Raw genomic sequence first — 25,804 nt, 5'->3', positions numbered from 1 at the left:
CAAGATCTTCCTCGGGGAGGGCAACCAATGGCACGCGGGAAGCGTGAGCATCGCGGGGACTCGTCTGTGCTCACGGCGGTGGCATGCTGGTGTTCGTGACGCCGGAGGACCTCGCGCACCTGCGCCGGGCGCGCGACCTGATGGACCGCGAGTACGCGCGGCCGTTGGACGTGCCCGCGATGGCCCGAGCCGCGCTGATGTCGCCGTCGCACTTCGCCCGCCAGTTCCGCGCGGCCTACGGCGAGACGCCGTACGGGTACCTGATGACGCGGCGGATCGAACGGGCCAAGGCGTTGCTGCGGCTCGGAACGTTGTCGGTGACGGAGGTCTGCGTCGAGGTCGGGTGCACGTCGCTCGGCTCGTTCTCCGCGCGGTTCACCGAACTGGTCGGGGAGACGCCTTCGGCCTACCGGGCGCGCGCTCATGATTCGCTGGCGGCGGTTCCCGGATGTCATTTGATGGGGCTGACGAGACCGAGCAGGTTTGGAGAAGCGACGCGTTCGCGGCGTGCCTAGGGTTTCGCCCATGAAGCTCTCGCACACGTTCCTCTTCGTCCACGACCAGGACGCCGCGCTGAAGTTCTACCGCGACGTCATCGGACTCGAAGTGCGCACCGACGAGTCCGTCGAGGACTACCGCTGGCTGACCGTCGGGCCGGCCGAACAGCCGGACGTCGAGATCGGCCTGTCCCGCATCGGGCCGCCCATCCCGCCGACCGACCACGAGGCGCTGCACGCGTTGCTGGCCAAGGGATCGCTGCACGGCGTCATCTTCGAACTCGACGACGTGGACGCGAAGTTCGAGCAGGTGCGCGCGGCCGGCGCCGAGGTGCTGCAGGAACCGGTCGACCAGTTCTACGGCGTTCGCGACTGCGCCTTCCGCGACCCGTCCGGCAACATGATCCGCTTCTCCACGCCGCGTTCGGCTCAGCCGTAAAAGCACTTCCGATCTACCTGCTGGACGTGCTTCAGTAATGCCTTCAGACGTTCTCGAAGACAAGGTCGATGCCATGGGCAGCCCCGGACACACCGGGTGCCTTCGCAGTACCCGGTGACTCTCGCGTTCTGTTTCTCGCGATCACCAGGAGCACTACCTTGACGTGGTACACCTCGTTCTTCACCGATCTCGCCAACACCTTCTGGCGTGGCGCCGTCCCGGCTTCCGTCACCTCGGCCGAGATCGACTTCATCACCGGTTTCAGCGCGGGCCCGCGGGTGCTGGACGCACCGTGCGGCAGCGGCAGGCACAGCATCGAACTGGCCCGCCGCGGCTACACGACCACCGGCATCGACATCTCCGCCGAGGCCATCTCCCACGCCCGTGCGCTGGCGCCCGAGCTCGACTGGCGGCAGGGCGACCTGGCGGCGCTGGGCTCGTTCGGCGTGACCGCCGACCTGGCCCTGTGCCTGGGCAACAGCTTCGGCTACCTGTCGCACGCCGGTTCGCAGCGGTTCCTGGCCGACCTGGCCGCCGCGGCACCGGTTCTCGTCATCGACTACGGCTGCACGGCCGAGTCGTTGCTGCCTTCATTGCCGGGCGAGCTGCGCATGTCGTTCGGGGGCGTGGACTGCGTCGCCGTGAACCAGTACGACATCGCCTCAGGGCGGCTGCTGATCGACTTCACGTTCACGGACGGGGAGCGGACGCAGCGGTCGGTCTGCGAGCAGCACGTCTACACGGCCGCTGAGCTGACCCGGATGCTGAACGCCGCCGGGTTCTCGTCGGTCGAACTGTTCGGCGACGTCGACGGAAGCGCTTTCCGCGTGGGCGACCACCGGTTGCTGGCCGTGGCGCGCCGCTGATCGACTGTCTCACTTGGCCCGGGTGGTAGCGCTCTCATGACCACCCGGGCCAAGGTCGATCACATGCGTGCCAACATCGCGGTAGCTGCCCTCGCCTCGTCCATGGTGTTGCTCGGCTCCACAGCGAGCGCCGCCACCGATCCCGCCCGCGACCTGTCCGCCCGAGTCAGCGCGGATGGCGCGCACCGCCACCTGATCGCGTTCCAGCGCATCGCCGACACCCACGGCGGCAACCGTGCGGCGATGACCAGCGGTTACTCGGCCAGCGTCGACTACGTGGCCGGGCGGCTGCGCGATGCCGGGTTCGACGTGACCACGCCGGAGTTCGAGATCAAGCGGAAGGTCGACGACGCGGGCCGGGCGTCGGCAGGAACGGCGTCGCACGAGCTCGTGCCGTTCGGCGACACCCCGAACACCCCGGACGGCGGCCTCACCGCGCCGCTGCGGACGGTGCCGGAGGACGGCACGCCGGGCTGCGAAGCCAGTGACTTCGCGGGTCAGGACTTCAAGGGCGCTGTCGCCCTGATCCGGCGCGGCACCTGCACGTTCGTCAGCAAGTACGCCAACGCCGTCAACGCGGGCGCCGCCGCCGTGATCATCTCCAACAACGTCGACGGCCACCTCGACCTGCGCATCCCCGGCGCGATCCCGGGCGGCACCGCCTCGAAGGCCGACGGCACCGCGCTCGCCGCCCTGGCAGGACAGACCGTCACGCTCGACCTGCGCCACCACGACGAGGTCCACCTCGACCGCAACGTCGTCGCGCAGACGCGCACGGGGCGCACCGACAACGTCGTCGTGGCCGGCGCGCACCTCGACAGCGTCGACGCCGGTCCCGGCATGAACGACAACGGCTCGGGATCCGCCGCGCTGCTCGAGGTCGCGCTGAAGATGGGCGCCCGGCCCAAGCTGCCCAACGCGGTCCGCTTCACCTGGTGGGGCGCGGAGGAGGCCGGCCTGATCGGCTCGCGCGCCTACGCCTCGGCGCTGTCGTTCGAGCAGCAGCTCGACATCGCGCTGTACCTGAACTTCGACATGGTCGGCTCACCCAACCCCGGCTACTACGTCTACAACGACCCCGGCCTGCCGTACGGGTCGAAGCACGTCGAGCAGGCGTTCAGCGACTTCTACACGGCGCGCAACCTCGGTCCTGAGGGCCTGAACGTGCGCGGCGCGAGCGACTACGGCTCGTTCACCGCGCTCGGCATCCCGGCCGGGGGCATCATCTCCGGCGGCGGCGAGGTCAAGACCGCGGCCCAGGCCGCGAAGTGGGGCGGCACGGCGGGCGTGGAGATGGATCCCTGCTACCACCGCGCGTGCGACAACCTCGGCAACATCAACCGCGAGGCGCTGGGCCGCAACGTCTCCGCCGCGGCCCACGTCATCGCCTCCTACGCCGTCACCACCGAGGGAGTGAACGGCGTCCCGTCCCGCCAGGAACGGGCCTCGCTGCGTTAGCCCAGGTTGTTCGTGTCGAACGTGTTGCAGCGGGCGGGGTCGCCCGTCTCCAGCCCGGTCGTGAACCACTTCTGCCGCTGCGCCGAGCTGCCGTGGCTGAACTTGGTCGTGTCGACCCGCCCGCCACCGAGGTTGCTCTGGATGAAGTCGTCACCGATGCGGGCCGCCGCGTCGAGGGCGGCGTTCACGTCCTCCTGGGTGATGTTCGAGATGAGGGGCTGGCCGTTGGCGGACGGAATCGTCGTCGCGGCCTTGCCCCAGGCGCCCGCGTAGCAGTCGGCCTGCAGTTCGAGGCGCACCGAACCCGAGGTGGGACCGGTCTCCCGGCCGACCCGGTCCGAGGTGCCGAGCAGGTTCTGCACGTGGTGGCCGTACTCGTGGGCGAGCACGTAGGCCTCGACGAACGGTCCGCCGGTCGCGCCGAACTTGGTCCGCAACTCGTTGAAGAAGTCCAGGTCGATGTACACCTGGGAGTCCGCGGGGCAGTAGAACGGGCCGACCGCGGAGGTGGCGTTGCCGCAGCGGGTGTTCACGCTGTTGCGGAAGAAGTTGGTCTTCGTGACCTGGTAGGTGTTGCCCGAGCGGGCGAACTGGTCGGTCCAGAAGCCCTGGATCGAGTTGATCGTGGCCACGACCCGGCAGTCGCTGTCGCGGTTCGCGTCAGCGCCGGTCTTGCACTTCTCGAGCAGCTGACCGGACTCGACCTGGGTGTTGTTGCCCATGCCCTCGAGCCCGCCCGCCGGCAGCTGGATGCCGGTGAACTGCTGGATCAGGAAGTAGATGATGAGGCCGACCACGCCGAGACCACCGCCGACGCCGGCGACCCGGCCGCCGACACCTCGTTGGTCGGACACCTGCGAGAGGTCGAGTTCCGCGCCTTCGTTGAACTGCACCGCGTGCCTCCATGCCAAGGACCCGTAGGCGGCACACGATAAAGCACAAAAGACGCCCAGGTGCGGGACCCGACGTCGGGGCACCGCACCTGGGCTTTCCCATTTGGAAGTGACGACTACGGCCCACGAAGGTTGGCGTGGCGCTCAGCCGGTGACGCCATGAGACGACACCGATGCCGAGCTCAACAGCGTCGAAGTGCGCCGAGCGACGCCTGATGGCGCCTGGGCACCCGAAACCTCGTGTCCATCGCTACACAGTCGCGACCGGACCGGTCACGTCCAGTCCGTTCGCGGGGATGCGACAGACCGCGTTTCGCCACAGCGAGGAGATACCTGCACAGCACCACCTACCCCTTCTGGGCGTGGCCTCCGGGTGGTCTAGTTCATTCACCTACCGGTTGCCAGCTCGTTATCGACTATGCGCTTGATCGCCGCATTTCTCAACACCTCACGCAAAACCTGAATTGGTGAAGTCGGACGGGTGACCTGCGGAGATCGACACTGCAGACAGCAATCGCCCGGCGAGAGAATCTCTCGCCGGGCGATTGGGAAAACGATCAGATATTGATCAGGATCAGGCCTTGGTGATTCGACGCGCACCGCGGCGGGCCATCACGCCGGCGGTCATCAGGCCGAGTCCGACCAGCAGGAACTCGAGCGGGTCGGCGCCCGTCTTCGACAGGTTCGGGATGACCGCCGAGGCGTGCTGCGAGGCCTTGTCGCCGGTCCGCGGGGTGCCGGCGCCGGAGTCGTCGCCCGTGTTGCCGCTGCCGGAGTTGTTGTTGCCGTTGCCGTTGTTGCCGCCGTTGTTGTTGCCGCCACCGGGGTTGCCGTTGCCGGGGTTCTCGTTGCCCGGGTTCTCGGGGTTCTCGCCCGGCTGCTCGGGGTTCTCGGGCTGCTCCGGCTGTTCGGGCTGCTCCGGCTGCTCGGGGGTCTCGGTCTTGCCGCAGTCGCCGCTCGCGGTGCCGAGCACGGCCGCGCTGGTGCCGCAGACCGTCACCGGGGCCTCGACGGTGCCGTTGGGCTCCTGGGGCTTGGTCTCGCCGCAGCTGCCGGTACCGCCGCCGGCGACGCCGACCGAGTTGCCGCACACCGTGACGGGCGCGGAGACGAGGGCCTTGTCGGCCTGCGTGCGCTCGGCGGGCGTCTCCTCGCAGGTGGCGTCGCTGTTGCCCAGGACGTTGATCGCGTTGCCGCAAACCTTGACCGGGACGCTGACGAGGTTGCCGACGCGGACCTCGTCGTCGACGTTGAGCGGCACGGGGACGGCCTGGGCCCATCCGGCGGACGCGACCATCAGGCCGCCGGTGAGCAGGGCCGCGGACATGGTGCGGTTGAGGTTCTTGCGCATGACTGTTCTCCCTGGAATGTGGTGACTGATCCCTCTGCTGGTGCGGCAGGCGGGATCAGTCCGGGGAGAACGTCGGTTCCTCCGCGCGCACGGTCCGCGGCACGTCCTGCTGTTCGGTGCTGATGAGAGACGCTGTGGTGGTGGGCGGCCGCATCGCGTGCGGCAGCGTGCCCGCCGGAATCTGGGTGCTCGTGGCCGACCCCGCGCCGCTCTGCGGAAGCGTGCCGGGCATCGGCTGCTCGGCCTGCGGTTGCGGTTGGTGCGGAACGGGCACGGGGTTCGTGGGGCGCGTCGTCAGCGGCGCCGGTGGCGGCTGTGGTGCTGCCTGCTGCTGGAGCGTCTCGGCCTGAACGGGCGCTTCGACTGGACGCGCCGGCGTGGGTGCCGCCGGTGGTTCCGGTGCCTCGACGCGCGGGTCGGGCTTCGGCGGGACGGGCGCTTCGGGTTGCTGCTGCGGCCTGGTCTCGACCTCGAGACCGACGTCGGCAACGGGGAGCTTCACCTCGACCTTGAGCTGGTCGATCTCGACCCGGACGTCGGCGTTGGCCTGACCGGCGGCGCCCAGCAGCCAGGCGCCGGTCACCAGACCGGCGAGCAGGAGGAGCCGACGCAACCACGACATCGGCCCTCACCCTAGATCAAATGGAGCAATCAGGCACATGAAAAGGCCATCCCGGCGACCTGCGTCGCCGGGATGGCCTTCAGCTGCGTTCTGCGGTTACGGCAGCTGCGTGATGCGGTTGAGCGCCGGCGGCGCCTGGTTCGGGTGCGCGGCGAGGTACGCGGCGAAGGCGTCCAGGTCGATGCCACCACCGGTGATGTTCGTGCCCTTGGTGAACTCGCTGAAGCCGTCACCACCGCCCTGCAGGAAGCTGTTGATCGTCACGCGGTAGCTCGCTGCCGGGTCGATCGGCGTGCCGTTGAGCACGATGTTCGAGACCTTCGAACCGATCGGCGCGGTGAGCGACCAGCCGTAGGTCAGGCCCGACGAGGGCTGCAGCACCGTGGTCTTGCCCACGACGAACTGCTGCTCCAGCGCGTTCTTGATCTGCGCGCCCGTCAGCGTGACGGTCTGCAGGATGTTGCCGAACGGCTGCACGGTGAACGCGTCGTTGTAGGTGACCACGCCGTCGCCCTCACCGGCAGGCGAGCTGGCGTAGGAGAGGTCGGCGCGCACGCCACCGGGGTTCATCAGCGCGAGCACCGCACCGTTGCCCTTGGTCGCCTCGAGCTGCGAATCGGCGATCAGGTTGCCCAGCGGGGACTCACCGGCGGCGTTCTGCAGCTTCAGGATGTCGCTGCTGATCGTGCCGACCGGCCTGCTGGCGATCGGAGCGGACTTCGTCTTGGCCAGGTCGATGATCGACTGGATGGCGGGGTCCGGCGTCACCGTGCGGGTGACGATCTTGTTCTCGGCCTTGGTCTCGCCGCGGACCACGTCGCGCGTCCGGCGGTCGATCTTGAGGTCGACGACGCTGAGCTCACGTCCGAAGGCCAGGCCCTCGATGAACGGCCGCGGGTTGCCTGCCGGGTCCTTGACCACGCAGTTGTAGTGCTGGTGGCTGTGGCCGGAGAAGACCGCGTCGATCTTCGGGCTGACGTTCGCCGCGATGTAGCTGCCGGGGTTCTCGGGAGCCACGTTGCACGCGTTGGGCCCGCCACCCGTGGAGGTGACCTGGTCGCCCTGGTGCACGAGCAGCACGATCGACTTGATGCCGATGGCGTCGAGGAGGTTGGCGTACTTGTTGGCCGCCTTCACCTCGTCACCGAACTTGATGTCCTTGATGCCGTTCGGGTCGACCAGGATCGGCACGTCCTTGAGCGGCATGCCGATGAAGCCGATCGGAATCCCGTCGCGGATCTCCACCCAGAACGGCGGCAGAGCCGGCAGCCCGTGCTTCGCGTCCGTGACGTTCGCACCGAGGATCGGGAAGTTCGCGCCCTTGTACTTCTCGCTGAACTGGCACCCGTCCACCGGGTGGCACCCACCGCGCTGAATGCGCAGCAGTTCCTTGTAGCCCTCGTCGAACTCGTGGTTGCCCGCCGCGGTCGTGTCCATGCCGACCTTGTTGAGCACCTCGATCGTCGGCTCGTCGTGGAACAGCGCCGACACGAGCGGCGACGCGCCGATCAGGTCGCCCTGCCCGACGATCACCGAGTTCTTGACCTCCTTCTGGAGGTTCTTGATGTGCGTGGCGTTGAAGGCGGCGCCACCGGCGTCGACGGTCGTGCCGTCCGGCAGGATGACGCGCCCGGACGACCCGGTGGGCGGCTCGATGTTGCCGTGCAGGTCGTTGATTCCGATCAGGCGCACGTCAACCGTGCCCCGACCGCGCAGTGACTGGGCATCGGCCTGGGCTGCCCCGGTAGAGCTGATGACAGTGGCCGCGGCGGCGGTGATCGCCAGAACGGAAAGCCGTCTGAACGAACTCATGCGTGGAGCCTTTCGATGGCGTGGTTAACGCGCGTGTACGGCGGAGGAGTCTGCCTTCCGAACGCCACGTTTTCCAGAGCAATGACTGGATCGTCATGCTCAGGACTAACCTTGTTCGCGTGACACCAAGTGAGCAGGAGCCGCACTGGCTCGACGAGGGCGAGATGCGCGCCTGGCGCACCTACGTGAACGGTTCGTCCATGCTCATGGACCGCCTGCACCGAGAGCTGCAGGACACCCACGGAGTGTCACTGGCGGACTACGAGATTCTGGTCAGATTGTCCGAACAGCCAAACCGGCGCATGCGAATGACGCAACTCGCCGAGGACGTCGCCTCCTCTAAGTCACGCGTCTCCCACCAGGTCGCGCGCATGGAGAAGGCCGGCCTCGTCTCCCGCCGCGAGTGCACAGAGGACGGACGAGGCGTGCTCGCCGAACTGACCGCCGCCGGCATGGCGCAGCTGGTCGCGGCCGCCCCCACGCACCTGCGCGGGGTCCGGGAGCACATCGTTGACCTGATCACGCCCGAGGAGGGCGAGGTGCTGGCCAAGGTGTTCGACCGGGTCATGACACACCTGAGGGAGTCGAACGGCTAGGCTTTGTCGCTGACGCCGGTGGCGTCGGGGAAGCGTGGCAGAGCGGCCGAATGCACCCGCCTTGAAAGCGGGAGACGGGCAACCGTCCGGGGGTTCAAATCCCTCCGCTTCCGCTCGTGGGTGAAGTGTGTCGACGGAAAGCGTCGACCGGAACTCGCTCCAGGTGTTTGTTGGGGGCTGGTGCCCCATTGCTGCCTGTCTCGGCAATCACGAAGTCGAGGCGGTCGAACCAATGCAGCTTGATCTGCGGCGACAACGCCCGGTGGGTGGAGTGACTGGAGCCCTTGCGTGAGTTCATCCGGGCTGGGCAGCCGGCTGCCGAGGACCGGAGCGAATCGGCAGTCTGAAAGACGGCGGCCCTCGAGTTGTGGGCGTGCGAGCGGATGATCCACGTGCTGTTCGCATCGTCGTTGCACGAGTCGGCGCGTGCGTGTGCTCAGGCTCTCGATCACGTTCTCGCGGCGGTTCGCTGTGGGACCACCTCTCAAGGGCCCAAGGTCGCGTTCCTCGCGGCGGCACGGGACGAGTTGAGCCGCTGAACGAAACGGCGGCGGTGCCCGAAGGCGCCGCCGCCGTCCATCGGATCAGCGAACTACGAGACGGCCAGGTGCGTGTGGTCGTCGTGTGCGGCGGTCTTCTGCAGTGCCGCGGACTTGCGGGCCTCGGCCCGCTTCGCGCGCGGCGGCACGCCGTTGACGTCCTCGGTCGAGACGCCGTAGGCCGCGGTCACGAAGGCGATGGCGCCCGCGTTGCGGCCGAGGGCCACTCGGTCGAGGTTGCCGAGGTTGTCGCACTTCGAGTGGTAGCACGGGTCGTAGGCGACGCCTGCCTTGCCGCCCCACTTGGCTGCCTGTGCGGCGGTCTTGACGCCCTCGGCGCCGGTGAAGAGGCCGCCGGCCGGGATGCCCTGCGCGATGAACTCGCCGTAGTCGGAGCGGCCCGAGAAGTCGGTGCCTTCGGTCGGGACGCCCTTGGCGGTGAAGTAGTCGGCGAAGGCCTTTTCGATCTGGGCCGAGCCGTACGGGCCCGGGCCCGCGCCGGTGGCGTCGGAGTCGTCGCCGTCGTAGATGAAGTACGCGGCGTTCGGGGAGCCGACCATGTCGAAGTTCAGGTACAGCGCGATGTCGAGCTGCTGTTCGAACGTCTGCTGGCGGACCCATTCCTCGGAGCCGATCAGGCCGCGCTCTTCGGCACCCCACCAGGCGAACCGGATGGCGTTGTCGACCTTCGGGCGGGAGCCGAGCTGCAGGGCGGTTTCGAGCAGAGCGGCGGAGCCGGAGCCGTTGTCGTTGATGCCGGGGCCCACTTCGACGCTGTCGAGGTGCGAACCCGCCATGACGACGTTGTTCTTGCGGCCCGTGCGGGTCTCGGCGATGACGTTGCGCTGGGTGCGGCTCTCGGTGTGGAAGCGGAAGTCCACGGTGACCGGGAGGCCCGCCTTGCCGGCGAGCGTGGTGCCGTCGGCCTGGGAGACGCCTGCGGTCGGGATCTTGCCGGGGTTGGTCAGCGTCACGTTCGACAGCGGGCCCGCGACGTTGTTCGACACCAGGACGGCGATGGCGCCGGCGGCGAACGCGTTGAGGTGCTTCTGCTCGAACGTGCACGCGCCTCGGCGGATCAGGGCCACCGAGCCGGTGAAGTCCTGTCCGGCGAAGTCGCTGGCCTCGCAGCCAGGAGTGGCGTCTTCCGGGACCACGCGCAGCGGGCCGGTAATGCCGCCGGCCGGGGTCTGCGGCGACGCGGTCAGGATCAGCGCCTGGTAGTTCACGCCGTCGACGCGGGCGGTCTCGGCGTCGGTCACCGGGATGTCGAAGGTGAAGTTCGGCGTCGTGACGATGAAGCCCTCGTCGCGGAGCTTGCCCGCCACGTAGTCGACGCTGGCGTCGTAGCCGGGCGTCAGGGCGGCGCGGTTGCCGCCGTTGCGGTCGGCGAGACGCTGGAACGCGATCAGGTGCCGGTTGACACCCTCGACGGTCACCTTCTTCGCGAGCTTCTTGGCGAGTGCGGGGCCTGCCGGATCAGCGGCGGCGGACGCCGTGGCGGTAGGGGCTGCGACTAGTGCCGAGATGGCAAGCACAGTCGCCAGCTTGGTTCTGCCGGACATGAACGTTCCCCTTCGTTCGAGATGGCTGAACCCTCACAAAAGGGAGACCCACGACACAATCCGTCGGTCGGCGGGAGTTCAGCTGGTGATCAGCTGAACACACTCCGCTAGCCCGTCGACGGCGACCTTCCACTCCGGTCGCACGAAGTTCGCCTCGTCCAGACGCAATCGCACGTGCTCAAGGCGTTCGCCGCGGGGTGCTGCGCCGATCGTGCCGTCGTGCACGTAACCGAGCTTGGCGCTCACACGGTTGGACGCGTGGTTTCCCTGCCAAGCCGCCGAACGAGCGATGTGCGCGCCCAGGTGGTCGAACGCGAACTGCAGCACGGCGACACGCATCTCGGTACCGAAACCGTTGCCCTGGAACTCCTTGCCGAGCCACGAGCCGGTGTTCACCTCGCGCAGCACGCCGAAGTCGCGCGCACCGACGTCCTGAACGCCGATAGCCCTGCCCTCGTGCCGGACGATGAAGCTGATCACCCAGTCGTTCGCGGCGAACTTCGTGCGCTGACCCCAGAAGTGCTGGAGCAGGCCGCGCCCGCGGTCTTCGGGAAGCGTGTCGGTCCACGGCACGTAGAACGGCATCTCGGCCGGGTCGTGCACGCCCGCGAGTGCCACGTCGACGAGCTCGAACAACCCGGAGTCGTCGTCCGGGCGCAGCTCCAGGCGCGGGGTGCGGAGGACCAGATGTCGTAGCGGCCAGGCGTCCATGATCCGATGGTGCCGGACGTGTCGAGCGGTATTACGGTCGACTGCATGCGTGCCATCACTGTTCGCGAACCCGGCGGTCCGGACGTGCTCGAGTGGACCGAGGTCGCCGACCCGGTGCCAGGCCGGGGCGAGGTGCTGATCGACGTCGCCGCGAGCGCGGTCAACCGCGCGGACCTGTTGCAGCGGCAGGGTTTCTACCCACCGCCGCCCGGTGCGTCGGACATCATCGGACTGGAGTGCTCCGGCACGATCTCCCAGCTCGGCGAGGGCGTGACCGGCTGGAACGTCGGCGAGGAGGTGTGCGCGCTGCTGGCCGGCGGTGGCTACGCGGAGAAGGTCGTCGTGCCCGCGGCCCAGCTGCTGCCCGTTCCGAAGGGCGTCGACGTCGTCACGGCGGCCGCGCTGCCCGAGGTCGCGTGCACGGTGTGGTCGAACGTCGTGATGGACGGCCGGCTCAAGCTCGGCGAGACGTTCCTGGTGCACGGCGGCGCGGGCGGCATCGGCACGCACGCCATCCAGGTCGCCAAGGCCCTCGGCGCGACCGTCGCGGTCACGGCCGGATCCGACGAGCGGCTCGCGAAGTGCGCCGAACTCGGCGCGGACATCACGGTCAACTACAAGACCCAGGACTTCGTGGCCGAGGTGAAGAGCGCCGACGTCGTCCTCGACAACATGGGCGCCTCCTACCTCCCCCGCAACATCGACGTCCTCGCTCCCGACGGCCGGTTGATGATCATCGGCATGCAGGGCGGCGTGAAGGGCGAGCTGCCGATCGGCAAGCTGCTGCAGAAGCGCGCGTCGGTGATGGCGACCGGGTTGCGCGGCCGCAGCATCGACAGCAAGGGCGCGATCGTGGCACAGGTTCGCGAGCACCTGTGGCCGCTGATCGAGAGCGGCGCGGTCAAGCCGATCGTCGGCCAGGTCGTGCCGATGTCGGACGCCGCGCAGGCGCACCGGCTGCTGGAGGCCAGCGACGTCTTCGGGAAGGTCCTGCTCAAGCGGGAACGGTAGCCATGGCCAGCGAGGTCCGGGGAGCCGTGCGGAACTCCAGCCCGAACTCCTCGGACCACCGCGCCAGCACCGCCTGTTCGTCCGGCCGGTCGACGTCGTCGGCCAGCACCGTCGCCCCCGGCGCCAGCACGGCGCGCAGCACGGGCAACGCCGGATAGCGCGAGTCGCCGAACCCCGGCCCGTCGGCCAGGAGCAGGTCCACCAGCCCGAACCGCTCGACGTACCCGAGCACTTCGTCGTGCACCTGCTTCGGCGCGTACCACTGGCCGTGCCGCGACAACGCCGCCGGATGCCTCGACAACGGCGCGTGCACGACACGAGCGACCGAGCCCAGACCTTCACGTCGTAGTTGCGAGGCAACGAAAGCGGCGATGCGCTCGTCGTGCTCGATCGACAGCAGGTGCCCGAAACCGCGCTGCTGCAACAAACGCGCCAGCAGAACCGAAGAAGTGCCACAGCCCAGTTGGACCAGGACAGTCCGTGCGCCGAGCACGATCTCGTCCATCACCGCGACGAGAGCCGCCGGGCGCAGATCACCGGACAGCACCGGCAGGTACTCGGTGTTCAGCGAACCGATGCGTTGCAGGGCCGAGAGATCAGCGAGCTCGCGAGCAAGCGAGTCGTCCAAGAATGATCTCCAAGCTCTCAGCCCAGTTCGGCCACCGCCCGCACCAGGTCGTCCATCTCGACCGCGTTCGTGTAATGCGCGAGCCCGATGCGGATGGCGCCGCCGATCTCGCCGACACCCAGCACCGAGAACACCCCGTGCTGACCGGGATCGGCGAACGCGCAGACGCCCCGCGAAGCAAGGTGTTCGACGCCGTCCTCCGCCTTGACCCCGGCGATCGAGAACGCCAGCGCGGGCACCCGCCGCATGGCGTCGCCGATCACCATCACGTGCCGCAGCGAACGCAGTTCGTTGATGAGGTTAGCGAGCAGCCCGGCCTGGTAGGCCTTCACCGATCCCAACGACGTGAGCAACCGTTCACGGCGCGTGCCGGACGCCGCGTCGTCGAGGTCCGCGAGGTACTCGACGGATGCAACGAGACCGGCGAGCATCGGGTACGCGTGCGGGCCGAGCTCCAGCCGTTCCGGGCCGCGGGCCATCGGGTCGACCGAGACCGACGGCAGCCGTTCGAGCACCGACGGGTCGCGGAACACCAGCGCGCCGACCGGCGGGCCACCCCACTGACCCGCGGACAGGGCCACCACGTCAGCGCCCATGCCAACGATGTCCAACGGCACGAAAGGCGCCGCGGCGGAGGCGTCCACCACCATCAACGACCCGTGCGCGCGAGCCACCGCGGAGATCTTGCCGAGGTCCGGGCGGGTGCCGACCACGCCGGACGCCGCCGTGATGGCGATCAGCTTGGTGCGGTCGGTGACCAGTTCGTCGAACTGCCAGCTCGGCAGCTCGCAGGTCTCGATGTCGATCTCCGCCCACTTGACCGCGCTGCCGGTGCGCTGGGTGGCCCGCAGCCACGGCGCGATGTTCGCCGGGTGGTCCAGGCGGGAAACCAGGACCTCGTCGCCCATGAACCAGTCGTCGGTCATCGCGTCGGCGAGGCGCTGCAGCAGGACGGCGGAGGAGGGGCCCAGCACGACACCAGCGGGATCGGCGCCGACGAGGTCCGCCACGGACCTGCGGGCGGCGTCCACGATGCCCTGGGCCCGCTGGGAGGCCGGGAAGATGCCACCGGGTCCGGAGACCGGGGCGCGCAGCGCGGTGGAGACGGCGGTGGCGACCTGTTCGGGCACCTGCATGCCGGCCGGTGCGTCGAGATGGACCCAGCCGTCGCCGAGCGCGGGGAAGAGCCCTCGTACTCGTGCGACGTCGAACGCCATGACACACACCGTACGTATGCGAGCAAACACAGCAACGACCAGCCCCACCCGCTTTAGGGTCAAAACGTGAATCGCGCGAGGATGGAGACCATGAACCAGGAGCAGCCCGTCGTAATCGTCGGCGGCCAGGACGGCGACATCGCCGACCTCGTCGAACAGCCGGCCAAGGTCATGCGGATCGGCACGATGATCAAGCAGCTGCTGGAGGAGGTCAGGGCGGCACCTCTGGACGAGGCCAGCCGCAACCGTCTCAAGGAGATCCACAAGCGGTCCATCGAGGAGCTCGAGGACGGCCTGGCGCCGGAGCTGCGCGAGGAGCTGGAGCGCCTGTCGCTGCCGTTCACCGAGGAGGGCACCCCGTCCGACGCCGAGCTGCGGATCGCGCAGGCTCAGCTCGTCGGCTGGCTGGAGGGCCTGTTCCACGGCATCCAGACGGCACTGTTCGCCCAGCAGATGGCTGCTCGCGCCCAGTTGGAGCAGATGCGCGGCCGTGCCCTGCCCGCCGGCAGCGGTGGCGAGGGCGCCGAGGGCGGCATCACCGGGAAGGGCACCGGCCAGTACCTCTAGCCGGGACACCCGGTGGTGGTTCTACGATGCGCTGAACTTCCTGGGAGAGGAGCCATCGTGCTCGAGCAGGTGCGCCGTGCCCTGTCGGCGAAGCAACTGCGCCACAAGCTGCGTGTGAAGGCGATCGAGATCGTGGCGGACGCCGTGGCCCCCATCCGCGCGCAGGTCGACGACCTGCAACGCCAGGTGGACGCCCTGGGCCGGGAGGTGCGCGACGAGATCCGGCACCAGGGCGACCGGGCCGTCGACCAGGCCCGTCAGCTGGAGATCCGCACGCGCCGCGACCTGGTGTTCGCGGGTGAGCAGGAGGCGGCGCTGCAAAGCGCCAGGTTCGTGCGCGACAACCTGCCGCACGCCCCTCAGTTCGGCCACCCCCACGAGACGCTGGAACACGCGCTGACGCTCGCCCCCGAGGGCGGGCTCGCGCTGGAGTTCGGCGTCTACCAGGGCACCACGCTGAAGATCATCGCTACCGCGCGCGGCGGCGAGGGCGTCTTCGGCTTCGACTCGTTCGAGGGCCTGCCGGAGAACTGGCGCAACGGCTTCCCCGCCGGCGCGTTCAACGTCGACGGCCTGCCGGAGGTGCCGGGTGCCGAGCTCGTCGTCGGCTGGTTCGACGAGGTGCTGCCGGAGTTCCTGGAGAAGAACGAGGGTCCAGTCACGTTCCTGCACGTCGACTGCGACCTCTACTCCTCCACGAAGACCGTGCTGGAGCTGGTCGGCCCGCGCCTGGTCGAGGGCAGCGTCGTCCACTTCGACGAGTACTTCAACTTCCCCGGCTGGATGGACCACGAGCACAAGGCGTGGACCGAGTACGTCGAGCAGACCGGGATCGAGTTCAGCTACGAAGCGTTCACCTACGACAACGAGCAGGTGACCATGCGGGTGACCAAGATCCCCGCTCGTTGACCACTCCGTGACGTACCGGCGTCCAGGTCCGATCTGAGACGCCGGTACGCTCAGTCCTCGTGCAAGCCACCAGTACCCTCGAGCACCCCGAGGCGCCGCCTGCCATCTCCTCGCGCAGCTTCAAGCGCGCGTTCGCCGATGTGCGTGAGGCGTGGGACCACCGCGAGCTGTGGGGCCACCTCGGCTGGCAGGACATCAAGCAGCGCTACCGGCGATCGGTCATAGGTCCGTTGTGGATCACGATCTCGATGGGCACGACCGCCCTCGCGCTCGGCTTGCTGTACTCCGTGCTGTTCGACACGAACGTCCCGACGTTCCTCCCGTACGTCACGGTCGGCTTCATCGTCTGGAACTTCATCCTCGGCTGCATCACCGAGGGCACCGACGTGTTCATCGCGAACGAGGGGCTCATCAAGCACCTCCCCGCGCCGATCACCGTCCACGTGATGCGCATGGTGTGGCGCCAGGTGCTGTTCCTGCTGCACAACCTCGCGGTCTACGCGATCGTGCTGGCGATCTTCTTCACCTCGCTGAACCACCAGTACCAGATCAGTGAGGGCGGTCCCGTCCATCCCGGTCTGAGCTGGACGATCGTGCTCGCGATCCCCGGTTTCGCACTGCTCGCGCTCAACGCGGTGTGGGTCGCGCTCGCCTTCGGCGTCATCAGCACCCGCTTCCGCGACATCCCGCCGGTCGTGACCAGCTTCATCAACCTGGTCTTCTTCATGACGCCGATCGTCTGGGACGCCGGCGTGCTGCAGAAGGTCACCGGCGGCGGCAGCAACGACTGGCGCATCCTGATCGCCGAGCTCAACCCCGTGTACCACTTCGTCGAGGTCGTCCGCGCCCCGCTGCTCGGCCACGCGGTCGACTGGCACCACTGGGCGATCGTCGGCGGCTTCACCGTGGCCGGCTGGGGGCTCGCGATGGTCATCCTGCGCAACTACCGCGCCCGCGTTTCCTACTGGGTCTAAAGGAGGTCGACTAACCATGGTCAGCATCGACGTCTGGAACGCATCGGTCGACTTCCCGATCTTCGACGCCAAGTCGAGGTCGCTGAAGAAGCTCGCGTTCGGCAAGGTCGGCGGCAAGATCGGCTCCGAGGGCCGGGTGCCGATCATCGAGGCGCTGCACGACATCTCGCTGTCGCTCAAGGACGGCGCGCGCGTCGGCCTGGTCGGCCACAACGGCGCCGGCAAGTCCACGCTGCTGCGCCTGCTCGCGGGCATCTACGAGCCGACGCGCGGCCAGTCGCGCATCGTCGGCAAGGTGGCGCCGGTCTTCGACCTCGGCGTCGGCATGGACCCGGAGATCTCCGGCTACGAGAACATCATGATCCGGGGCCTGTTCCTCGGCATGACCCGCAAGCAGATGGAAAAGCGCGTCGACGACATCTCGGAGTTCACCGAGCTCGGTGACTACCTGCAGATGCCGCTGCGCACCTACTCGACCGGCATGCGCGTGCGGCTCGCGCTCGGCGTGGTCACCTCGATCGACCCCGAGATCCTGCTGCTCGACGAGGGCATCGGCGCGGTCGACGCGGCGTTCATGGCGAAGGCCCGCGACCGCCTCAAGGACCTCGTCAAGCGCTCCGGCCTGCTGGTGTTCGCGAACCACTCCGACGAAACGCTGCTGGACTTCTGCGACAGCGCGATCTGGATGGACGAAGGCCGTGTCAAAATGCACGGCGGTCTGCGCGAGGTGCTCACCGAGTACAAGGGCTTCGACCCGTTCGAGCGGATGAGCACCGACCAGCTGGCCAGGCTCGGCTACTCCACTCCCGTCCTCAGCGGAAACGGCGGCGAATAGACAGTGAACCTCGAGGCACTGCCCAAGGGCTCCGTCGTCGCGGTGGTGGTCACCCGCCACCGCAGGGAGCTGCTGGCCGAGTCGCTGAAGGCGCTGGCCACCCAGACTCGCGTCCCCGACCACCTCGTCGTGGTCGACAACGGCCCCGACCAGCCGGTCAACGACCTGGTCGAGCAGTGCCCGCTGCCCACTACGTACCTCGCGTCGCACCGCAACCTCGGTGGCGCCGGCGGTTTCGCGCTCGGCATCCTGCACGCGCTCTCGCTGGGTGCGGACTGGGTGTGGCTGGCCGACGACGACGGCCGCCCGGCCGACGAGAACGTGCTGGCCGTCCTGCTCGAAGAGGCGGAGCGCCGCAACCTCGCGGAGATCTCGCCGGTCGTCACGAACATCGATTCGCCGGACAAGCTCGCGTTCCCGTTGCGCAGGGGCCTGACCTGGAAGCGCTCGGCCGCCGACCTCGGCACCGACTTCCTGCCGGGCATCGCCTCGCTGTTCAACGGCGCCCTGTTCCGCGCCTCGACGCTCGACGTCGTCGGCGTGCCGGACTACCGCCTGTTCTTCCGCGGTGACGAGGTCGAGGTCCACCGCCGCCTGGTGCGCAGCGGGCTGCCGTTCGGCACCTCGCTCAAGGTCGCCTACGTCCACCCGGACGGCTCGGACGAGTTCAAGCCGATGCTGGGTGGCCGGTTCCACGCGCAGGACCCGGAGAACCAGATCAAGCGGTACTACACCTACCGCAACCGCGGGTACCTGCTGTCGCAGCCGGGCATGCGCAAGCTGGGCGCCCTCGAGGTGTTCCGCTTCGGCCTGTACTTCCTCGCGGTGAAGAAGGACCCGAAGGCGTTCGTCGAGTGGTTGAAGCTCGTGCGCCTCGGTCAGCGGGAGCGCTTCTTCCGCAAGTGAGCTGATCTGCTGAGGGCGGAATCGCTGCGAGCGGAACCGCCCTCAGCACGGCACCGGAACGCGGTTTGCTGAACGCATGAGCCGACTCGTGCTGTTCCTCGCCGCCAACCCGAACCCCATCAGCCTCACCGTCACCGACGAGACGCGCGACGACCTCGCGCCCCGGTTGACGCAGATCGTCCGCAACGGCCACACGCAGCCGATCGCGGCCCCGGACGGCCGTGAGTACGTCGTGAACTTCTCCAACGTCGTCGTAGCGCACTTCGAGTAACCGCTCGCGCACCCGACGTGATCGGAGTAAGACGGGATGAGTGATCTCCCGACGCAGACTTCTCTCTCTGGCCGGCGCGAGCGCGCTGCTCGCGGCGTGCGGTTCGAACACCGGCAGGGACGGCAACGGCCAGGCCCTCAAGCAGTGGTACCACGCGTACGGCGAGCCCGGCGTCCAGCAGGCGGTGGAGCGCTACGCCAAGGCGTTCACCAAGACCCCGGTCGACGTGCAGTGGAACCCAGGCGACTACGACTCCAAGCTCGCGACGAGCCTGCTGTCCGACGGCGGACCGGACGTCTTCGAGTCCACCCCGCAGATCAGCTCGGTCCGGGCGGGCCAGCTCGTGCCGCTCGACGACGTCTTCGGCGACGCGAAGAGCGACTTCACCGACTCGATTCTCGCGACGCACACCGTCGACGGGAAGATCTACGGCGTTCCGCAGGCCGTGGACATGCAGATGTTGTTCTACCGCAAGAGCTTCCTCCAGCAGGCCGGGGTGCAGCCACCGTCCACTGTGGATGAGCTGATCGACGCGTCGAAACGCCTCACGAAGGACGGGGTGAAGGGGCTCTTCGCCGGCAACGACGGTGGCGGCGGTGTGCTCGGCGGGCCCGCGCTGTGGTCGGCGGGGCTCGACTACGTGCGCGACCACCAGGTCGGGTTCGACGATCCCGTTGCGGCGCAGGCGATCGGCAAGCTGCGCGAGCTCTACTCCAGCGGCAGCCTGCTGCTCGGCGCGGTGAAGGACTGGGCGGAGCCGGACGCGTTCACGCAGGGGCTGGTCGCCATGCAGTGGACCGGGTTGTGGACCGTGCCGGCGATCCAGAAGGCGCTGGGCGACGACTTCGGCGTGCTGCCGTTCCCGAAGTTCTCGTCGTCCGGCAAGGCCAGCGTGCCGGTCGGGGCGTTCGGCGCGATGGTCAACGCCAGGTCGAAGCGGATCGACGAGGCCAAGGAGTTCGTGAAGTGGCTGTGGATCGAGCGGACCGACTACCAGGAGGACTTCAACCTCAGCTACGGCTTCCACATCCCGCCGCGCAGGAGCATCTCGGAGAAGGCCTCGAAGCTGACCACCGGTGCGGCGGCTGACGCGGTGAAGTTCGTGCGGGACAACGCGAACGCGTCCAACCCGCCGGACTGGACCTCGGTGATGCGGACCGCGTTCAACGACGCCGTGTCGCGCGTGGTGCGGGACGGCGCTCCGGCCGACGCCGAGATCAAGACCGCCGCGGGCAAGGCACGGGACGAGCTGAAGCGCCTGTACGGATGAGGCACGGACGCGCGTTCTGGTTGTTCGTCGGACCGTTCGCGGCAGGACTGCTGGTGTTCGTGTACGTGCCGATCGGGTGGAGCCTGCTGCTGTCGTTCTTCGACGCCCGCAACACGGTGACGCCCACGTCGTTCGTCGGGCTGCGCAACTACGCCGACATGCTGACCGACGAGCCTTTTCTGCGCAGCCTCGGCACGTTCAGCGTGTTCGCGGTGTTCATCGTGCCGCTGACGTTCGTGCTCGCACTGGCGCTGGCGTTGCTGGTGAACCAGATCAGCTTCATGAAGGCGTTCTTCCGGTCGGTGTTCTTCCTGCCGACGGCCTGTTCGTACGTCGTGGCGTCGCTGGTGTGGAAGCTGTCGATCTTCAACGGCGTGCGCTTCGGCCTCGCGAACACGGTGCTGGGGTGGTTCGGCGCCGAGCCGATCGCGTGGACGGTGTCGACGTCGCCGCCCTGGTACTGGCTGGTGCTCGTGACGTTGCGGCTGTGGCTGCAGCTCGGGTTCTACCTGATCCTGTTCATCGCGGGCCTGCAACGAATTCCGCAGCACCTCTACGAAGCGGCGTGGATCGACGGGGCGTCACGCGGCTGGCAGACCCTGCGGTACATCACGCTGCCGCAGCTGCGCACGACGTCGATCGCGGTGCTGTTGTTGCTGCTCATCGCCGCGTACCAGGCGTTCGACGAGTTCTACAACGTGCTGGGCACCGACCGCGGCTACCCGCCGTTCGCACGGCCGCCGTTGATCTACCTCTACTACACGGCGCTCGGGTCCGGCGGGCAGGACTTCGGGCACGGCAGCGCGGGCGCGGTGATCCTGACCTTGCTGATCGCGGGCGTGACGTTGTTGCAGGGCAGGGTGATCACGCGATGAAGGTTCTGCGTTATCTCGCCCTGTCGCTGGCGGCGGTGCTGTTCTTGATTCCGTTCTACCTGGTGCTGCGCAACGGTTTGGCGACCGAGCAGGAGATCACCGCGCCGACGTGGACGTTCTGGCCCGACGAGATCCACTGGGAGAACTTCGTTTCGTTGTTCTCCAACCCGGCCGTGCCGATGGTGCGCAGCATGGTCAACTCACTGGTCGTCGCGGTGCTTCAGACGGCCGGTCAGCTGCTGCTGTGCGGACTCGCGGGGTACGGACTCGCGCGGATTCCGTACCGGTACTCGAACTTCGTGCTGTACCTGGTGATCGCGACGCTGATGATCCCGGCCGCGGTCACGTTCGTGCCGACGTTCGTGGTCGTCTCGACGCTGGGCTGGGTGTCCGACCTGCGCGGACTGGTGATCCCGGGACTGTTCAGCGGGTTCACCACGTTCCTGTTCCGGCAGTACTTCCTGAACTTCCCCCGAGAGCTGGAGGAGGCCGCGCGGATCGACGGACTCGGCCACTGGGGCACCTACTGGCGGGTCGTCGTGCCGAACTCGAAGGGGTTCTTCGCGGCGCTCGGCGTGATCGCGTTCGTGACCAGCTGGAACCAGTTCCTCTGGCCGTTGGTGATCGCGCAGGACCAGGACTCGTGGACGGTGCAGGTGGCGCTGTCCACGTTCCTGACCTCGCAGTCGATCGACGTGACGCAGCTGTTCCTGGCGGCCGCCGTCTCCATCACGCCGTTGGTGGTCGTGTTCGTTGCGCTGCAACGGTTCCTGGTGCGCGGGGTGACGGAGACGGGGATCAAGGACTGATCAGTGGGCGACCAGCAGGAAGATGCTCGGCCCGAACCTCATCCTGGCCAGCGCGGGCTGGGCCGCCTTCTCCAGGCCGAGCAGCACGCGGTGCGGCACGACCCTCTTCAACGCGCCCGACCGCAGGTTCGACACCGAGAGCGAACGCACGACCCGCAGCCCGGTGTCGGAGAGTTGCCTGGTCACGGTGTCGAGGTTGTGGTTGACGAACGGGATCTCGTCGTCGTGCCGGTTCTCCGGTGACCGGATGTCCACGGGCTCGGCGGGAACTCCCCTGCCGAGCCGGCGCAGGCGGTTGCGCGCGTGCCCGAGGTTGGCGACCTCGACGACGGCGGTGCCCTCCGGGGCGAGGATCCTGGCGATCTCGGCCAGTTCCGCGGTCGGGTCCGGCAGGTGGTGCATGACCCGGATCATCGTCACCAGGTCGATCGACCCCGTCGCGAACGGCAGCCGCGCGGCCTGCGCCTGCACCCGCTCGATCCCCTTGCCGAGGAGGTTGGCCGCCATGTCGAGCTGGCGGCTGCTCGGCTCGGCCAGCGTCACGTGGTCCGCGTACCTCGGCAGCAGCGCGGTGATGCGGCCGTAGCCCCCGCCCACGTCCACCGCCCGCGCGAAGTGCCGGCCGGCCAGCAGCCGGTCGATGGCGACGCGCTCGGCGTCGTGCTCGTAGTCGCGGCCCTTCCAGTAGCCCAGGTAGTCGTGGGCCGGTCCGTCGTAGAAATCTGCTCTCCTGATATCCCCCATGCATCCCGGACGCCTGGCCGCCGGGTGAGGTTGCTCAGCGAAAAAGGCCCCCCGAAAGTTCGGGGGGCCTTTTCAAGCAGACGAGATCAGCTGTTGGCTTCGAACACCTTGCGCCACGACTCGACCGAGGTCAGCTCGGGCAGCGCGTCGCGGTACACCTTCTGCATGCGCGGCCACTCGGCCGACAGGCGGCGGTAGTTGCGGACCGCGCGCTTCATCAGCTGGCGGAACTCCTTCGGGTCGCGCTTGCGGAACGCGACGCCGCTGCCGTCGGCGTTGGACACGGTGGCGCTGTCCAGGTTGCCGAGGAGGAACCAGCGGGCGTTGGACGCCGGCACGTTGATCTGCGGGCGCTCCGCCGTTGCCGCCTGCGGTTCGCGCAGGTTGTGCATGAGCGCCTTGGCCGCCTCGGACGCGATGGTGACCGGGTTCGTGGGCGGCGTCAGCATCTGCTCGGCGCGGACCATGTCGAACGTCGGTGCCGGGAACTCGCGCGCGGACGGGAGGACCTGGGCGTCCGAGTAGTGCTTGCGCAGTTCGCGGATCTCCGGCAGGGCCGTGCGCAGCGAGTCGAACAGCTTCGACGGGCCGGCCAGGAAGTCCTCGATCGCCTTCTGCTGGATGGCGACCGTCGAGTACTCCATCGAGAGCAGGTGCCGCAGCGACAGCTTCAGGCCCTGCTTGAGCAGCGTGGAGCGGACGTCGTACGGGCTGTGCAGCGCGGCGAGGACGAGCCGGTTGCGGGTGTGGAAGTACGCCTGCCAGTCGGTGGCGTCGTTCTTGTCCGTCCACGGCATGTGCCACACGGCCGAGCCGGGCAGCGAGACCGTCGGGTAGCCGCGCTCGAGGGCGCGCAGCGAGTACTCCGCGTCGTCCCACTTGATGAACAGCGGCAGCGGGTAGCCGGTGCGCTGGACGACCTCACGCGGGAACAGGCACATCCACCAGCCGTTGTAGGTGGAGTCGATGCGGGCGTGCAGTTCCTCGGTCTCGCGCAGCGACTCGGTGCCGAAGTCGTGGTCGGTGAGCGCGCCGGGTGCCGCCCGCCAGTAGCAGGTGCCCAGGTCGACGACCTCGCCCATGCTGTGCAGGCGGGAGCGGGCCTGGAGGTTCAGCATGTGCGAACCGACGATGACCGGCTGGGCGGCGGCGCGCGCGAACGCGTTGGAGCGCAGGACCGCGTCCGGCTCCAGGCGGATGTCGTCGTCCATCAGCATGATCTGGTCGGCGTCGGTGTGCTCGATCGCCTCGTACAGACCGCGGGTGAAGCCACCGGAGCCACCGAGGTTGTCCTGCTCGATGATCTCCAGCTTGTCGCCGAGAGCCTTGACGGCCTCGTCGTAGCCGGGGGTGTCGCGGACCTTCACGGAACCCTGGTCGGCGACGAAGACCTTCTTCAGCACCGCGAAGACGGCCGGGTCCTCACCGAGCGCGCGCAGCGCGATGACCGCGTCGACCGGGCGCATCGTCGTCATGCCGATGGCGACGGTCTGCGCCGGCAGCGGCTGCTCGGTGGTCCACGCGGCGTCGTCGATCTCCATCGTGGTGTCGTCGGTGAAGACGTCGAACCAGATCCAGCCGCCGTCCTCGAACGGCTTGAGCGACACCGTCAGCGCGACGTCGAACCACGCCTTCGGGCTGCGGATGACCTGGCCGTCGAGGTGGATGATGTCGCCGTTGGGCTTCGAGCGGTAGACGTCGATGCGACCGGCGCCGCGCACGCGCATGCGCAGCACGACCTCTTCGACGACCGTCCAGCGCTTCCAGTAGCTCGCGGGGAACGCGTTGAAGTACGAAGCGAACGACACCTTGGCCGAGGTCTGAACCGTCACCGCGCGGCGGCCCGAGACGTGGCTGTGCACGTTGGCCGGCTCGTCGAGGTAGAGCGGACGCACGTCCAGCGGGTCCTCGTCCCGCGGCATGATCACCCGCTGCAGAACCTGGGTCGGGTTGATCTTGGTGGCGCTTGCGGCTTTGGCCTGCTCGGTCACGTGCTTCCTCCGGCGAACCGAATTCGGGCGGTTCGGGTCAGCTTCATGGATGGCTACCGCCACAGAGAGTCGTGGCGCGGCGCGTCAAGCGCCCATAGTACTCATTGTCCAATGACGAACGCCCGGCCGCACAGGTTGTACGGCCGGGCGAAATGCGTCTAAACCGACATCAGTCGAGGTCGCCGTTGATGGCGGAACCCTCGGTCAGGTGCGGCGCGATCTTGTTGTCGAACGCGCTCAGAGCAGCGCCGATCGCCATGTGCATGTCGAGGTACTTGTAGGTGCCCAGACGGCCGCCGAACAGCACGTTCTTCTCGGCGGCTTCCTTCTTCGCCAGCACGCGGTACCGCTCGAGCTTCTCGCGGTCCTCTGCGGTGTTGATCGGGTAGTACGGCTCGTCGTCCTTCTCCGCGGCACGGGAGAACTCGCGGACGATGACCGTCTTGTCCTTCGGGTAGTCCCGCTCCGGGTGGAAGTGGCGGAACTCGTGGATGCGGGTGTACGGGACGTCCGCGTCGTTGTAGTTCATGACCGGCGTGCCCTGGAAGTCGCCCGTCTGGACGACCTCCTGCTCGAAGTCGAGCGTGCGCCAGCCGAGCCAGCCCTCGGAGTAGTCGAAGTAGCGGTCGACCGGACCGGTGTAGACGATCGGCGTGCCCGCCGGGATCTCGTCCTTCACGTCGAAGAAGTCCGTGTCGAGGCGGACCTCGATGTTCTCGTGCTCCGCCATCTTCTCGAGCCACGCGGTGTAGCCGTCGACCGGCAGGCCCTCGTAGGTGTCGTTGAAGTAGCGGTTGTCGAAGTTGTAGCGGACCGGGAGGCGGCTGATGACCGCGGCCGGCAGCTCCTTCGGGTCGGTCTGCCACTGCTTCGCGGTGTAGTCGCGGATGAAGGCCTCGTACAGGGGACGGCCGACCAGCGAGATCGCCTTCTCCTCGAGGTTCTTCACGTCCTTGCTGTCGATCTCGGACGCCTGCTCCGCGACCCACGCGCGAGCCTCGTCCGGGGACAGGTACTTGCCGACGAACTGGGTGATCAGCCCGAGGCCCATGGGGAACTGGTACGCCGTGCCGTTGTGCATCGCGAACACGCGGTGCTGGTAGCCGGTGAACTCGGTGAACTGGTTGCAGTACTCCCAGACCCTCTTGTTCGAGGTGTGGAAGAGGTGCGCGCCGTAGCGGTGCACCTCGATTCCTGTCTCGGGCTCAGCCTCCGAGTACGCGTTGCCACCGATGTGGGAACGACGTTCCAGAACGAGCACCCGCTTGTTCAGCAAGGAGGCGGTGCGCTCGGCAACGGTCAGCCCGTAGAAACCGGAACCGACGACGATGAGGTCAAAACCAGCGAAGCTCACGAACGTGGAGGGTACCGGCCCTCCCAGGCGTGTTCCCAACACCCCCTCCGCGAATCGCACTGCCCTTGATCAGCTAAAACGCGTGCGACAGGCC

The 25,804-nt window shown here is 68.1% G+C and carries 26 protein-coding genes and 1 tRNA gene; 16 read left to right on the top strand and 11 right to left on the bottom strand.

Annotated elements, in window-relative coordinates:
* Positions 1-83 precede the first annotated feature (83 nt).
* From ACH413_RS17395 to ACH413_RS17380, 4 genes are all read left to right on the top strand, one after another.
* Positions 84-515, top strand: coding sequence for a helix-turn-helix transcriptional regulator (locus ACH413_RS17395; RefSeq protein WP_360047963.1), 432 nt, complete (start codon positions 84-86; stop codon positions 513-515).
* Positions 516-525: 10 nt separating this feature from the next.
* The gene (locus ACH413_RS17390) at positions 526-936 is read left to right on the top strand and encodes a VOC family protein (protein ID WP_360047965.1); all 411 of its coding nucleotides are present in this window, start codon (positions 526-528) and stop codon (positions 934-936) included.
* A gap of 158 nt (positions 937-1,094) precedes the next feature.
* On the top strand, positions 1,095-1,802 hold the full coding sequence (locus ACH413_RS17385) for a class I SAM-dependent methyltransferase (protein ID WP_360047966.1): 708 nt from the start codon (positions 1,095-1,097) through the stop codon (positions 1,800-1,802).
* Between the two features lie 63 nt (positions 1,803-1,865).
* Positions 1,866-3,260, top strand: coding sequence for a M28 family peptidase (locus tag ACH413_RS17380; RefSeq protein WP_360047968.1), 1,395 nt, complete (start codon positions 1,866-1,868; stop codon positions 3,258-3,260).
* Here ACH413_RS17380 and ACH413_RS17375 read toward each other — a convergent pair.
* The 4 genes from ACH413_RS17375 to ACH413_RS17360 all read right to left on the bottom strand — a co-directional run bounded on the left by ACH413_RS17375 (position 3,257) and on the right by ACH413_RS17360 (position 7,938).
* Positions 3,257-4,153 carry a neutral zinc metallopeptidase gene (locus tag ACH413_RS17375; protein ID WP_360047970.1) on the bottom strand — a complete coding sequence of 299 codons (897 nt, stop codon included), beginning with the start codon at positions 4,151-4,153 and terminating at the stop codon, positions 3,257-3,259. The two genes, ACH413_RS17380 and ACH413_RS17375, sit on opposite strands and share 4 nt — an antisense overlap.
* A 574-nt stretch (positions 4,154-4,727) precedes the next feature.
* Entirely contained in the window at positions 4,728-5,504 is a 777-nt protein-coding gene (locus tag ACH413_RS17370; RefSeq protein WP_360047972.1) for a hypothetical protein, read from the bottom strand.
* 55 nt (positions 5,505-5,559) lie between these two features.
* Positions 5,560-6,126, bottom strand: a complete 567-nt coding sequence (locus ACH413_RS17365; protein WP_360047974.1) for a hypothetical protein — start codon at positions 6,124-6,126, stop codon at positions 5,560-5,562.
* A gap of 96 nt (positions 6,127-6,222) precedes the next feature.
* The gene (locus tag ACH413_RS17360; protein WP_360047976.1) at positions 6,223-7,938 is read right to left on the bottom strand and encodes a bifunctional metallophosphatase/5'-nucleotidase; all 1,716 of its coding nucleotides are present in this window, start codon (positions 7,936-7,938) and stop codon (positions 6,223-6,225) included.
* 164 nt (positions 7,939-8,102) lie between these two features.
* On the opposite strand from ACH413_RS17360, the gene ACH413_RS17355 reads away from it, so the two are divergent.
* Both ACH413_RS17355 and ACH413_RS17350 read left to right on the top strand, forming a co-directional pair.
* The gene (locus ACH413_RS17355) at positions 8,103-8,534 is read left to right on the top strand and encodes a MarR family transcriptional regulator (protein ID WP_360048018.1); all 432 of its coding nucleotides are present in this window, start codon (positions 8,103-8,105) and stop codon (positions 8,532-8,534) included.
* A 28-nt stretch (positions 8,535-8,562) separates the two neighbouring features.
* Positions 8,563-8,647: transfer RNA gene (locus ACH413_RS17350), tRNA-Ser, on the top strand.
* Between the two features lie 479 nt (positions 8,648-9,126).
* On the opposite strand, the gene ACH413_RS17345 is transcribed toward ACH413_RS17350, so the two are convergent.
* Together ACH413_RS17345 and ACH413_RS17340 are read right to left on the bottom strand one after the other, a co-directional pair.
* Positions 9,127-10,638, bottom strand: a complete 1,512-nt coding sequence (locus ACH413_RS17345; RefSeq protein ID WP_360047978.1) for a M28 family metallopeptidase — start codon at positions 10,636-10,638, stop codon at positions 9,127-9,129.
* 78 nt (positions 10,639-10,716) lie between these two features.
* Positions 10,717-11,349 carry a GNAT family N-acetyltransferase gene (locus tag ACH413_RS17340; protein ID WP_360047980.1) on the bottom strand — a complete coding sequence of 211 codons (633 nt, stop codon included), beginning with the start codon at positions 11,347-11,349 and terminating at the stop codon, positions 10,717-10,719.
* Between the two features lie 45 nt (positions 11,350-11,394).
* Here ACH413_RS17340 and ACH413_RS17335 point away from each other — a divergent pair, with 45 nt between their 5' ends.
* On the top strand, positions 11,395-12,360 hold the full coding sequence (locus ACH413_RS17335) for an NAD(P)H-quinone oxidoreductase (protein WP_360047982.1): 966 nt from the start codon (positions 11,395-11,397) through the stop codon (positions 12,358-12,360).
* Here ACH413_RS17335 and ACH413_RS17330 read toward each other — a convergent pair.
* Both ACH413_RS17330 and ACH413_RS17325 read right to left on the bottom strand, forming a co-directional pair.
* Positions 12,344-12,988 (bottom strand): class I SAM-dependent methyltransferase, encoded by a 645-nt coding sequence (locus ACH413_RS17330; RefSeq protein ID WP_360047984.1) that lies wholly within the window; start codon positions 12,986-12,988, stop codon positions 12,344-12,346. The genes ACH413_RS17335 and ACH413_RS17330 overlap by 17 nt on opposite strands.
* A 17-nt stretch (positions 12,989-13,005) precedes the next feature.
* The gene (locus tag ACH413_RS17325; RefSeq protein WP_360047986.1) at positions 13,006-14,205 is read right to left on the bottom strand and encodes a cysteine desulfurase-like protein; all 1,200 of its coding nucleotides are present in this window, start codon (positions 14,203-14,205) and stop codon (positions 13,006-13,008) included.
* 90 nt (positions 14,206-14,295) lie between these two features.
* Here ACH413_RS17325 and ACH413_RS17320 point away from each other — a divergent pair, with 90 nt between their 5' ends.
* The 9 genes from ACH413_RS17320 to ACH413_RS17280 all read left to right on the top strand — a co-directional run bounded on the left by ACH413_RS17320 (position 14,296) and on the right by ACH413_RS17280 (position 21,621).
* Positions 14,296-14,772, top strand: coding sequence for a bacterial proteasome activator family protein (locus ACH413_RS17320; protein ID WP_382442309.1), 477 nt, complete (start codon positions 14,296-14,298; stop codon positions 14,770-14,772).
* Between the two features lie 57 nt (positions 14,773-14,829).
* Entirely contained in the window at positions 14,830-15,681 is an 852-nt protein-coding gene (locus ACH413_RS17315; RefSeq protein ID WP_360047988.1) for a class I SAM-dependent methyltransferase, read from the top strand.
* A gap of 59 nt (positions 15,682-15,740) precedes the next feature.
* Entirely contained in the window at positions 15,741-16,655 is a 915-nt protein-coding gene (locus ACH413_RS17310) for an ABC transporter permease (RefSeq protein WP_360047990.1), read from the top strand.
* 16 nt (positions 16,656-16,671) lie between these two features.
* Positions 16,672-17,490, top strand: coding sequence for an ABC transporter ATP-binding protein (locus ACH413_RS17305; protein ID WP_360047992.1), 819 nt, complete (start codon positions 16,672-16,674; stop codon positions 17,488-17,490).
* Positions 17,491-17,493: 3 nt separating this feature from the next.
* On the top strand, positions 17,494-18,396 hold the full coding sequence (locus ACH413_RS17300) for a glycosyltransferase (RefSeq protein WP_093594703.1): 903 nt from the start codon (positions 17,494-17,496) through the stop codon (positions 18,394-18,396).
* Between the two features lie 76 nt (positions 18,397-18,472).
* Positions 18,473-18,667 carry a hypothetical protein gene (locus tag ACH413_RS17295; protein ID WP_330271642.1) on the top strand — a complete coding sequence of 65 codons (195 nt, stop codon included), beginning with the start codon at positions 18,473-18,475 and terminating at the stop codon, positions 18,665-18,667.
* Positions 18,668-18,707: 40 nt separating this feature from the next.
* The gene (locus tag ACH413_RS17290; RefSeq protein ID WP_360047993.1) at positions 18,708-19,937 is read left to right on the top strand and encodes a sugar ABC transporter substrate-binding protein; all 1,230 of its coding nucleotides are present in this window, start codon (positions 18,708-18,710) and stop codon (positions 19,935-19,937) included.
* On the top strand, positions 19,934-20,812 hold the full coding sequence (locus ACH413_RS17285; RefSeq protein ID WP_360047995.1) for a sugar ABC transporter permease: 879 nt from the start codon (positions 19,934-19,936) through the stop codon (positions 20,810-20,812). The genes ACH413_RS17290 and ACH413_RS17285 overlap by 4 nt, the downstream gene beginning before the upstream one ends.
* On the top strand, positions 20,809-21,621 hold the full coding sequence (locus ACH413_RS17280) for a carbohydrate ABC transporter permease (protein ID WP_360047997.1): 813 nt from the start codon (positions 20,809-20,811) through the stop codon (positions 21,619-21,621). Before ACH413_RS17285 ends, ACH413_RS17280 begins: the two co-directional genes overlap by 4 nt.
* Here the strand turns inward: ACH413_RS17280 and ACH413_RS17275 are convergent, their stop codons facing one another.
* From ACH413_RS17275 to glf, 3 genes are all read right to left on the bottom strand, one after another.
* Entirely contained in the window at positions 21,622-22,365 is a 744-nt protein-coding gene (locus tag ACH413_RS17275) for a class I SAM-dependent methyltransferase (RefSeq protein ID WP_360047998.1), read from the bottom strand.
* Positions 22,366-22,451: 86 nt separating this feature from the next.
* On the bottom strand, positions 22,452-24,356 hold the full coding sequence (locus ACH413_RS17270; protein ID WP_360047999.1) for a glycosyltransferase: 1,905 nt from the start codon (positions 24,354-24,356) through the stop codon (positions 22,452-22,454).
* 169 nt (positions 24,357-24,525) lie between these two features.
* Positions 24,526-25,710 carry a UDP-galactopyranose mutase gene (gene glf, locus ACH413_RS17265; RefSeq protein WP_360048000.1) on the bottom strand — a complete coding sequence of 395 codons (1,185 nt, stop codon included), beginning with the start codon at positions 25,708-25,710 and terminating at the stop codon, positions 24,526-24,528.
* Positions 25,711-25,804 lie beyond the last annotated feature (94 nt).

The organism is Lentzea sp. NPDC020367, assembly GCF_044387305.1.
Lineage (GTDB): Bacteria > Actinomycetota > Actinomycetes > Mycobacteriales > Pseudonocardiaceae > Lentzea.
The sequence above is the reverse complement of the archived record's forward strand: the minus strand, read 5'-3'. Positions and strand labels throughout refer to the sequence as shown.